The 10,859-nt window shown below is 68.2% G+C and carries 9 protein-coding genes; 4 read left to right on the top strand and 5 right to left on the bottom strand.

The window, feature by feature from the left end:
• Positions 1-32: 32 nt before the first annotated feature.
• Entirely contained in the window at positions 33-812 is a 780-nt protein-coding gene (locus IEY68_RS21800) for a DNA-formamidopyrimidine glycosylase family protein (RefSeq protein ID WP_062998760.1), read from the top strand.
• A 113-nt stretch (positions 813-925) separates the two neighbouring features.
• Positions 926-1,114 carry a hypothetical protein gene (locus IEY68_RS21795; RefSeq protein WP_062998762.1) on the top strand — a complete coding sequence of 63 codons (189 nt, stop codon included), beginning with the start codon at positions 926-928 and terminating at the stop codon, positions 1,112-1,114.
• 29 nt (positions 1,115-1,143) lie between these two features.
• Here IEY68_RS21795 and glpD read toward each other — a convergent pair whose 3' ends face one another.
• Positions 1,144-2,877 (bottom strand): glycerol-3-phosphate dehydrogenase, encoded by a 1,734-nt coding sequence (gene glpD, locus IEY68_RS21790; protein WP_062998764.1) that lies wholly within the window; start codon positions 2,875-2,877, stop codon positions 1,144-1,146.
• 293 nt (positions 2,878-3,170) lie between these two features.
• Here glpD and glpK point away from each other — a divergent pair, with 293 nt between their 5' ends.
• A complete protein-coding gene (gene glpK, locus IEY68_RS21785) occupies positions 3,171-4,667 on the top strand; it encodes a glycerol kinase GlpK (protein WP_062998766.1) in 1,497 nt (498 codons plus the stop codon).
• Here glpK and IEY68_RS21780 read toward each other — a convergent pair.
• The 4 genes from IEY68_RS21780 to IEY68_RS21765 form a co-directional block, all read right to left on the bottom strand.
• A complete protein-coding gene (locus IEY68_RS21780; protein ID WP_062998768.1) occupies positions 4,649-5,854 on the bottom strand; it encodes an aminotransferase-like domain-containing protein in 1,206 nt (401 codons plus the stop codon). The genes glpK and IEY68_RS21780 overlap by 19 nt on opposite strands.
• An 84-nt stretch (positions 5,855-5,938) precedes the next feature.
• Positions 5,939-7,045 carry a DUF8176 domain-containing protein gene (locus IEY68_RS21775; protein WP_062998770.1) on the bottom strand — a complete coding sequence of 369 codons (1,107 nt, stop codon included), beginning with the start codon at positions 7,043-7,045 and terminating at the stop codon, positions 5,939-5,941.
• 73 nt (positions 7,046-7,118) lie between these two features.
• Positions 7,119-7,931, bottom strand: coding sequence for a hypothetical protein (locus tag IEY68_RS21770; protein WP_229718908.1), 813 nt, complete (start codon positions 7,929-7,931; stop codon positions 7,119-7,121).
• A gap of 510 nt (positions 7,932-8,441) precedes the next feature.
• Positions 8,442-9,845, bottom strand: coding sequence for an NAD(P)H-quinone dehydrogenase (locus tag IEY68_RS21765; RefSeq protein WP_062998842.1), 1,404 nt, complete (start codon positions 9,843-9,845; stop codon positions 8,442-8,444).
• Between the two features lie 321 nt (positions 9,846-10,166).
• Between IEY68_RS21765 and IEY68_RS21760 the strand changes: the two genes are divergently transcribed.
• Entirely contained in the window at positions 10,167-10,646 is a 480-nt protein-coding gene (locus tag IEY68_RS21760; protein ID WP_039822672.1) for a gamma-glutamylcyclotransferase family protein, read from the top strand.
• Positions 10,647-10,859 lie beyond the last annotated feature (213 nt).

Here is a 10,859-nt window from a genome sequence, read left to right as displayed (position 1 = left end):
GGCGGAGGCGACGCCGAAAGATACAGTCGCTCATGCCTGAGGGTGATGTCGTCTTCCTCGCGGCCGCGCGACTGCGGGCCGCGCTCGACGGTGCGACACTGACCCGCAGCGATTTCCGGGTACCTCGATACGCGACCGTCGATCTGCGCGGCCAGGTGGTGGAGAGCGTCGGCAGTTACGGAAAGCATCTGTTCGTCCGCACCGAGACCGTCAGCGTGCACACCCACCTGAAGATGGAGGGCACCTGGCGGGTCTTCCGCTGCGGCCAGCGCTGGACCAAACCGCGGGTCGCCGCACGGATCGTGCTGGGTACCGCCGACGCCGAGGCCGTCGGGTTCGACCTCGGCCTGGTGGAGGTTCTGCGGCGCGGCGAGGAACACCGCGCGGTCGACAACCTCGGGCCGGATCTACTGGGGCCCGGCTGGGATCCCGCCGAGGCGGTGGCCCGGCTGAACCGTGATCCGGCCCGGCCGATCGGCCTCGCCCTGCTCGATCAGCGCAATCTGGCCGGTATCGGCAACATCTATCGGAGCGAGATCTGCTATCTGCGCCGGGTCCATCCGGCGCTCCCGGTGGGCGAAGTGGACGATCTGTACGCGCTGGTGCACGAGGCGCACCGGGTACTGCACCGAGCCGCGCATCAACCGCCGTGGCGGCCGCTGGCCTACGGCCGGGCCCCGCGCCCGTGCCGACGGTGCGGAACCTCGCTACGAGTGGAGATGCTGGGCGAAACGGTGCCCGGATACGACCGGGTGAGCCGACGGGAACGCGGTATCTACTACTGCCCGAAATGCCAGGTCCCGCCGGTCTGAACCCGTACGCTGGCGCCTACCGGCCGCTGCCATGTCTGTGACGGGCGCCATGAGCGCAGTAATGTTCGGCCGCTTTCCGACGACACACGGGTACCGCACCGGAAGCAGGTCCCATGAACGCCCGAACCGTCCACTTGGCCGCCGTCACCGGCAAGTTGCTCTCCGCGGTGCTGGCAATAGTGGCCACCGCGGTGTTCTGCTACTTCCTGCTGCATCCCGCCGCGACGCCGCCGGCACCGGACCCCGTACCGCTCGGCCCGGCGACCACCACGACTCCGAACCACAACCCCGCCGTTCACTGAACCGTGGCGCGGCGCCGGCGCGGAACGGTTCAGCCGTCGGAGGGCACCGGTTCCAGGATCTCCGGTCGTGGTTCCGGTGCGGCGATACGCAATGCGTCGGCCGAGGTGTCGTCGGGCTGGGTCTGGGACCTGACCTCGGCGTCCACCCGGGCGAGATAGGTGCGGATCTCCCGATCGGTTTCCGCGTCGCTCCAGCCGAGCACCGGGCCGATGAGCCCGGCGACCTCGTCGGCGCATTCGGCGCCGCGGTGTGGGTATTCGATGGAGATCCGGGTGCGTCGCGCGAGCACATCGTCCAGATGCAACGCGCCCTCCGCGGCCACCGCGTAGACCGCTTCCACCCTGAGATAGGAGGGGGCCGCGGCAATCGGTTGCTTGAGATCGGGCCGGTCCGCGGCCAGCGCCATGACCTCGTCGATCAGCGAGCCGTAGCGGTCCAGCAGATGTTTCACCCGGTACGGGTGCACCCCGTACTCCTCGGCCAGCTGCACGGTCTGGTTGACCAGCGCGAAGTATCCGTCGGCACCCAGCAGCGGCACCTTCTCGGTGATCGAGGGAGATACCCGGGCCGGGATGTCCTGGGCGGCCTCGTCCACCGCGTCGTAGGCCATCACCCGGTAGGTCGTGTACTTCCCACCCGCTATCGCCACCAGTCCCGGCGCGATCCGCGCGACCGCGTGCTCACGCGAGAGCTTCGAGGTCTCGTCGCTCTCCCCGGCCAGCAGCGGCCGCAGACCCGCGTACACACCGTCGATATCGGCATGGGTGAGCGGAGTGACCAATACCTCGTTCACCCGCTCCAGCAGGTAGTCGATATCGGCCTTGGTGGCGGCGGGGTGGGCCAGGTCGAGGTTCCATTCGGTATCGGTGGTGCCGACGATCCAGTGCGCACCCCACGGGATCACGAACAACACCGAGGTGGCGGTCCGCAGGATGATCGCGGCGTCGCTGACGATCCGGTCACGCGGGACCACGATGTGCACGCCCTTGGACGCCCGCACATGGAACCGGCCCCGCTGCTGTGACAGCGCCTGCACCTCGTCGGTCCACACTCCGGCCGCGTTGATCACCACATGGCCCCGGACTTCACCGGTGGTCCCGTCTTCGCTGTCGCGTATCTGCACGCCGACCACCCGGTCGGCCTCCCGCAGAAATCCCACCACCTGGGTGGAGGTGCGGATCACCGCGCCGTAGTGGGCCGCGGTGCGGGCGACGGTCATGGTGTGGCGGGCGTCGTCGACGACCGTGTCGTAGTAGCTGATCCCGCCGACCATCGAGGTGCGCCGCAAGCCGGGAGCCAGCCGCAGTGCACCGTGCCGACTCAGATGCCGCTGCCCTGGAACGGACTTCGAGCCCCCCATGGTGTCGTAGAGGAACAGTCCCGCCGCGACATAGGGCCGCTCCCACGCGCGCCGGGTGAGCGGATAGAGGAAGCGCAGCGGTTTCACCAGATGCGGCGCGAGCCGCGACATGGACAGTTCGCGTTCCTTCAGCGCCTCGCGAACCAGCCCGAATTCGAGCTGTTCCAGGTACCGCAGGCCCCCGTGGAACATCTTGGACGACCGGCTCGACGTTCCCGACGCCAGATCCCGCGCCTCCACCAGCGCCACCCGCAGTCCCCGGGTGGCCGCGTCGAGCGCGATTCCGGCCCCGACGACCCCGCCGCCGACCACCACCACATCGAAATTTTCCTTGCCCAGGCGGTCCCATGCCGCGCGGCGCTGGTCCGGCCCGAGAAATTGAGATCCCGACTGAATGGTCATCGTCCCTCCTTCAGCGCAGGTTCATACGATTCGCGGAGGCCGCAGCGAAGGCGGAGGTATCGCATCACTGTCCTCCCTCGAAACAGATACATACGATCCGCGGAGGCCGCAGCGAAGGCGGAGGTATCGCAGTATCGCAGTATCGCATCATCGGTTCGACTCCTGGAGTACGCGATCGACTGAGTTCAGCTGTGGATTCCCGCTTCCGATCTACAGCGTAGGCGGAAAAACACGGTGCGCCGTCACGAGGAGACGGCAGTCACCGCCGTACCGGATTACGCTAGCCTCCTGCCATGCGCTATGTGGCCGCCATCGACCAGGGCACGACCTCGAGCAGATGCATACTGTTCGACCGGGAGGGAAAAATCGCGGGCGTGGCCCAGCGCGAGCACGATCAGATCTTCCCGAAACCGGGCTGGGTCGAACACGATCCGGAAACGCTGTGGCGCAATACCGAATTCGTCCTCGGCGCGGTCCTGGACGAGGCGGGGATCACCGCCGCCGATATCGCGGCGGTCGGTGTCACCAATCAACGCGAGACCACCGTCGTCTGGGAACGCGACACCGGACGGCCCGTGCACAACGCCATCGTCTGGCAGGACACCCGCACCGACCGCCTGTGCACCGAACTCGCCGGGACGTCCGGCGCGGCGCGCTACGCCGAACGCACCGGACTACCGCTGTCCACCTACTTCTCCGGGCCCAAAGTGCGCTGGATCCTGGACACCGTGCCGGGTGCTCGGGAGCGCGCCGAGGCCGGCGAGCTGTGTTTCGGCACCGTGGACAGCTGGTTGCTGTGGAAGCTGACCGGCCGGCACATCACCGATGTCACCAACGCTTCGCGCACCCTGCTGATGGATCTGCGCGCGCTCGCCTGGGATGAGCGGATCTGCGCGGAGATCGGGGTGCCCATCGCGATACTTCCGGAGATCCGGAGCTCCTCGGAGATCTACGCGGAGATCGGCGCGGGCCCGCTGGCAGGGGTGCCGGTCGCGGGCATCCTCGGCGACCAGCAGGCCGCGATGTTCGGCCAGGCGTGCCTGGCTCCGGGCGAGGCCAAGAACACCTACGGCACCGGCAACTTCATGCTGCTCAACACCGGCACCACCCCCGTATTCAGCGAGCACGGCCTGCTCACCACGGTCTGCTACCGGCTCGGCGAACAGCCGCCGGTGTACGCGCTGGAGGGGTCGATCGCAGTCACCGGCGCCCTCGTGCAGTGGTTCCGGGACAATCTCGGCATCATCTCCGCGGCCGCGGAGATCGAAGACCTCGCGCGCACAGTGGACGATAACGGCGGCGCGTACATAGTCCCGGCCTTCTCCGGTCTGTTCGCCCCACGCTGGCGGCCCGACGCCCGCGGGGTGATCGCCGGTCTCACCCGGTTCGTCACCAAGGCCCATCTCGCCCGCGCGATCCTGGAGTCGACCGCCTTCCAGACCCGCGAAGTGATGGACGCCATGCGCGCCGACGCCGAAGCCCGGTCGCTGGATCTGGAGGCGACCGCGCTCAAGGTCGACGGCGGGATGGTCGAGAACGACCTGCTCATGCAGTTCCAGGCCGATATCCTCGACCTACCGGTCGTGCGCCCGCAAGTCAACGAGACCACGGCGCTCGGGGCCGCGTACGCGGCCGGGCTGGCGGTCGGATACTGGTCGGGTACCGACGATATCCGGGCCAATTGGACCGCGGACAAAACCTGGACCCCCACCATGTCCGCCGCCGAACGCGATTCCCGGCTCGGCGACTGGAACAAGGCGGTCGAACGCACCTACAACTGGGCGGATTGAACCGGTACCCGGTGCCCGGCGGCCACGGCCAACCGAGACATCGCCTCGGTGAGCACTTCCGGCGCGGCGGTGGTGAAACACATCCGCATGGCGTTCGCGTAGGGCTTGCGCACCGCGAACGCCCGGCCCGGTACGAAGGCCACACCGGCGTCGAGCGCCCGGGGCAGCAACTCGGCGGTATCAGTGCCGTCGGTGAACTCGGCCCAGACGAACATGCCTCCGGAAGCCGCCGAACAGCGCAACGTATCGCCGAAGTTGTCCCGCGCGGCCTCGACCAGGGCCTTGGCGCGCACCGCGTACACACCGCGGACGGTCTCGATATGACCGGCGAGCCAGGCGGTATCGGTGAGCAGATCAGCCGCGATCTGCTGGGTCAATGCCGAACCGCACAGGTCGGCGCCCTGTTTCAGCAGTTCCACGGCCCGGCACACCCGGTCCGGAGCCACCATCCAGCCCACCCGCAGCGTGGGCGCGATGATCTTCGATGCCGAGGACAGCCGGATCACCGACTTCGCATACGAGGCCACCGGCGCGGGCGCGGGCCGGTCGAACCACAGTTCGCCGTACGGATCGTCCTCGATCACCCAGAACCCGTGTTCCTCGGCCAGCGCCGCCAGCGCCTGCCGGCGACCCGGACTCATGGTCACCCCGCCCGGATTGTGGAAATTGCTCACGGTGTGCACGACGGCCGGTCGTTCCCCACCCGCGATCAGATCCGCGAGCAGGTCCACCCGCAGCCCCTCGTCGTCCAGTGGTACCGCGACTATCCGAGCCCCGGCCGCCCGGAACACCTGTAGAGCGCCGACGTAGGCAGGGTCCTCGACCACCACCAGCGCACCCGGGTCCAGCAGCACTTCCGCGAGCAGCGACAGCGCCTGCTGCGAACCGTGGGTCACGAAGACCTCGGCGATATCGACCCGGCGCCCGAGCCGGTCCGATTCCCGGCCGGCCAGTACCTCACGCAACGGGCCCCACCCCGGGGACTCGGTGTACTGGAGCGCGGCGCTGTCGCGCAGTGCCGATTCGGCGGCGGCGGCGATCCGCGCACCGGGCATGAGTTCGGCGTCGGGCAGACCTCCGGCCAGGCTCACGATATTCGGATCGGCGGTGAGCTTCAGCAGATCACGAATTGCTGAGCTGGTGAGGCCGGCCAGCTTGCCGGCCAGCGGCGGTTCGTAGTGCGACATGGGGCCTCCGGGGAATTACCAGGTAGTTCACCCGATCATCCCACGAATTTTCACCATTTGGCATGGTGATTTCACATACTGGGATCAGCGCCGGTCCGCGATCACCCACAGCACGGTTTTGCCGTCCCGATCCACCGTGGTCACCGTCTGCTTGTACACAGTCTTTTTACCGCTCGGCTGCAATTCGGTGAGATCGACGTCGAAAGAGGCCGGTGCCCGCTCGGTGATCCGCACGCAATGCTCGGTACCCGCCGGGATATGCGTGTCGATCGCGTCCTGGATCGTCTCCGCGCTCGAGATGGCGGGCGAATCCGGCGCGACGAACTGACGGGCCCCGACACCGCTGCGCTCCACATAGAACTGGTGCTGGAATCCGAGAACGGCCCCCGCGCCGCTGGTCGTATCCCCGACCCCGTCACCGACGATGACCCCGTCCTCTTCGCTCGCGGGGCAGCTCAGCGCGGAATCGGCGACCGGAGGTGCCGACGGTTCATCGTCACCGCCACTCACTTCGACGATCGCCACCCCTACCGCGACCACAGCGATCAACACCGCGACCACCGTCACGATCCTGCCGACCGGGACCTTGCGGCGTGGTTTCTGCGACAGCGCACCGGCCACCGACTGCGGGGTGAGCCGCTGCGCGATCGGATCGCTGTCCCAGGACAAACCACCCGGCCGGGGCCGCGTCGAAGCCGCGGCCGGATCGGTCCCACCGGACTGGTTCGGCTGGTTCGGCGACGGCCAGCGCAGGTCCGGTCCCGTCTGGTGGCGGACCGTGGCCTGATCCGGCTCCTGGGCACGCTCGGAAGTATCGCGCGCAGTCGGTTCCGGCGGGATCTGATGACGGACCGTGGTCGAGTCCGGATCAGGTGCGCCGGGAGCAGGCCGCTGCACCGGGCGGGAATCGGCCGGAGCAGGCCGCTGCACCGGAGTGGAACTGTCCGGGGCACGATACTGCGGCGGCGGTGGCGGAACAGGCGGAGGAACAGGAGCCGAGGTTCCCGAGCCACCGGCCGGCCGCCATGTCAGCCCGGAATCCTCCGGGCGCGGAGTCGGCTTCCAGCCCGGCACCGGTAGCTCACCCGTCGGCGGACCGAACTCCGACACCGGCGGACCGAACTCGCCGGTGGGAGGTCCGAAATCCGCCCGGTCGGGTTCACGCTCTCTACCTTCGCCCTCGCCGGTCACAGCCCATCCCTTCCGAGACACGCGGGTGGGGCGGCCGTGTACGACCGCCCCACCCAGCAAGATTTCACTCGCTTCAGTACTGGAGTGAACCACCCCACTGGGTATTCACGCCACCGAGGTTCAACCCCTGCTCCGGGTAGTTGCCCGGCGGCAGCAACGGCGGCGGCGGCGGAATCTTGGCCGCGGCATCCAGCGCGGCGGCGCCGCCCGGCTGCTGGACGATCCAATGTTCGACCGCGGCCTTCGCCGTGTTCACCGCAGTGGTGTCGATGACATGATCGAGCCGGTTGTCCGGCAGCCCGTTACCACCGGTGAACGTCGAGACGTTGATGGTGTTCTCGTCGACGAATTCCACCGAGATACCGGCCTCGCCCGTACCCGTGGGGGTACGGAAACCGGCGGTACCGACATAGCCGGACTGGTTGGAGAAGTGGTGAGTGTTGGCGAAATGCCCCGGAGCCAGCGCACCACCGTCGACCGCCGCACCGATCTCCATATGCGGACCCTGCATCTCGACGACCGGCGCCACCGGCGCCTCGTCGAGACTCGGCGCCTGCCACTGCGGGCTCTGCGGCTCGATCAGGGTATCGGTCTGCGGGGCACCGGGCTGCGCGTTCTCACCGTCGGTGCCCGGCGCGACGGCCGGGGCGTCACCCGGCTTCGCGGGCGGCTGTTGACCCTGCGGCGTATTCGGCGAGATGGCCGGCTGCGCCGGGGCGGGCTGACCCGGCACCGGCAGCGGAGCCACACGCGGAGTGGTGACACCCGGCTGGGTCGGTCCGGTCAGGCCCTGATCGTTCTGGCCGTCTTTCTCCGGGGTCGTGACACCGGGCTGGCTCGGGCTCGGCGTGGGGCTGCTCCCCGGCTGCTCCTCGTTGTTCTGCACACCCGGCTGGCTCGGAGTGGTCTCCGGACCGTTCTGCTGTTCATTGGTGCCCGGCTGCGAAGGCGCAGGCGCCGGTGTCGTCGGTGTAGCCGGCTGATCGCTCGGAACGGCCCCCGCCGGCGACGCGAAAATGGCCATGGCCGCGGCAGTCGCAAGAGGCAGCGAAGTGCTCGCCACCGCCCGGCCCACCCGGTTCGGCTTACGATGTTTCACTATTCGCCCAATCCCTTTCCCGGATGCGGCTCCACCTGCGGTCCACACCCAGTTCCGTCTCATCCGAGACACGAACTCCAGCGGGGGACCCGCAGTGGGCCTCGCTGTCCGAGTCCGAAAGGACGAACCCCCCGGCACCAAACCTCGCGACCGCCCGTCGATCGCATCTCTGCCTGGGAAGTGAACCATACTCGAGCAGTTCCGGCAATGTGGCGAAAACTCACCACCGGCAGGAACACTCACGGGTGACGAACCAATTAAAAAGCAATGACGCATCCAGGAACTTCGCGCCTTTTCCTATCCCAAATCATCGTGGCGCATGAGCTGGCGCGCCGCTTCCATAACCGATCCGGTGAGCGACGGATATACCGAAAAGGTCTGCGCCAGATCGTTGACCGTCAGGTTGTTCTGTACCGCGAGCGCGATCGGCAGGATCAGCTCCGAGGCGATCGGCGCGACGACCACACCACCGATCACCACACCCGTCGCCGGCCGGCAGAAGATCTTGACGAAGCCGCGGCGCAGTCCCGACATCTTCGCCCGCGGATTGGTGTTGAGCGGCAGCATCACCGTGCGCGCCGGCACCTCGCCGTCGTCGATCGCGGTCTGGCTCACTCCCACCGTCGCGATCTCCGGGCGGGTGAACACCGCCGAGGCCACCGTTTTGAGCCGGATCGGGCTGACCCCTTCACCCAGCGCGTGGTACATGGCGATCCGGCCCTGCATGGCGGCCACCGACGCCAGCGGCAACAGTCCCGTGCAGTCCCCCGCCGCGTAGATACCGGGCACCGCGGTCCGCGATACCCGGTCCACCCGCAGGTATCCGCCGCGATCGAGTTCGATACCGGCCTGTTCCAGGCCCAGATCACCGGTGTTCGGAGTGGAGCCGACGGTCATCAGCGCATGCGACCCCGAGACGGTGCGGCCGTCGGACAAGGTGACCACTACCGAATCGCCCGTGCGCTCGACCTTGTCGGCTCGGGCGTGCTTCACCAGCTCCACACCGCGTTCGGCGAAGGCGTCCTCCAGCACCAGCGCGGCATCGGCGTCCTCACCCGGCAGCACCCGATCCCGGCTCGACACCAGGATCACCCGCACACCCATTTCCGTGTACGCGGAAACGAATTCAGCGCCGGTCACACCGGAACCGACCACCACCAAGGTCTCCGGCAACTCCGCCAGATCGTAGAGCTGACGCCAGTTCAGGATCCGCTCCCCGTCCGGTTCGGCACCGGGCAGTACCCGCGGCGAGGCACCGGTCGCGATCAGTACCACCTCGGCCTCGACGATCTCTTCCGTCGAATCCGGAAACGACACCGAGACCCGGTGCGCCGACCGGCCCGACCCCGGGCCCGCCAAGCGGCCCTTCCCCGGCAGCACCCGCACCCCCGCCGCCTGCAACTTCGACCGGATATCCGAGGACTGCGCCAACGCCAGCGCCTTCACCCGCTCGTTGACCTCCGGCAACCGCACCTCGGCCTGACTGGGATCGAGTGTGATACCCAGGTTCCGGGCACGCCGCAGATCGGTCCGCACACCGGTGGAAGCGATGAAGGTTTTCGACGGCACGCAATCCCAGAGCACACACGCCCCGCCGATACCGTCGGAATCGATCAGCACCACCTGCGCCCCGTGCTGGGCCGCGACCAGCGCTGCCTCGTAACCGGCCGGTCCGCCGCCGATGATTGCGATGCGGGTCATGTATTCCCCTGTCCTGATCACCCGCGCGCGGCGCGGCAGCTTCGCGGCCTTCACTCGCCGGACCCAGCCTAATAGGTGCCGTTGGGCGCAGCCCATCGACAGTCCGCGCACGGCCGGAGCGGAGGCGGAGGTACGCCCGATAGGCGCAGCTGGGCGCAGCCCATCGACAGACCGCGCACGGCCGGAGCGGAGGCGGAGGTACGCCTGGTGCGGGTCCCGCGCCCGCCCACACCAGCGTGTCGGCACGGCCGAAGCACATCCCGGAACGCGATTTACGACGCCCCGTACCGGTGCGAGCGACCACACAACTAAGCTGCCGGTGTGCCGATCTACGCTGCCTACGGGTCCAATATGGATTCGACCCAGATGCTCGAGCGCTGTCCGCACTCCCCCATGTCCGGGACGGGCTGGCTGGAGGGCTGGCGCCTCACGTTCAGCGGGGACGATATCGGCTGGGAAGGTCCGCTCGCCACCGTCGTGGAAGAACCCGGCTCCCGGGTCTTCGTGGTGCTCTACGACGTCTCCCCGGAGGACGAACAGCGGCTCGACCGGTGGGAGGGTTCCGATTTCGGAATCCATCGCAAGATCCGGCTCCGTGTCACCCCCAGCCCCGGCAGCGGTACCGACCCGATCCTCGCCTGGCTGTACGTCCTCGACGCGTACGAAGGCGGGCTCCCGTCGGCGCGCTATATCGGCGTGATGGCCGACGCCGCCGAGAAGGCGGGGGCGCCGGAGGAATACGTGCACGCGCTCCGTACGCGCAACAGCCGGAACGTAGGCCCGGGAAACAACTTCAGCTGAGTTATTTGCCCCGCCTTCGGCGGGGCGGGCGGGCCCTGTCAACCCCGGTTCTTCACTCCTTCGCTACGTCGCTCCAGAACCGGGGCGGGCCCCGCCACTGAGGTGGACCATCCGGAGTGGACAGAAGGTATGTGCGGGGGCGCCGGGGCCGTGCTCTCCGGAGACGCCTGGGACGGCTAGCCCAGCACGATCCGTTTGCTCCGCCGGCTCTCG

Origin of the sequence: Nocardia jinanensis, from assembly GCF_014645735.1 — a bacterium.
Lineage (GTDB): Bacteria > Actinomycetota > Actinomycetes > Mycobacteriales > Mycobacteriaceae > Nocardia > Nocardia jinanensis.
This window is presented reverse-complemented; position numbering and strand designations above follow the sequence as displayed.

Bases quoted from the DNA above. Each gene is read 5' to 3' on its own strand.
- IEY68_RS21780 (WP_062998768.1), bottom strand. From the start codon at position 5,854: ATGTCGCACTACGAACCGCCGCTGGCCGGCAAGCTGGCCGGCCTCACC.
- glpD (WP_062998764.1), bottom strand. From the start codon at position 2,877: ATGACCATTCAGTCGGGATCTCAATTTCTCGGGCCGGACCAGCGCCGC.
- IEY68_RS21800 (WP_062998760.1), top strand. From the start codon at position 33: ATGCCTGAGGGTGATGTCGTCTTCCTCGCGGCCGCGCGACTGCGGGCC.
- IEY68_RS21765 (WP_062998842.1), bottom strand. From the start codon at position 9,845: ATGACCCGCATCGCAATCATCGGCGGCGGACCGGCCGGTTACGAGGCA.
- glpK (WP_062998766.1), top strand. From the start codon at position 3,171: ATGCGCTATGTGGCCGCCATCGACCAGGGCACGACCTCGAGCAGATGC.
- IEY68_RS21795 (WP_062998762.1), top strand. From the start codon at position 926: ATGAACGCCCGAACCGTCCACTTGGCCGCCGTCACCGGCAAGTTGCTC.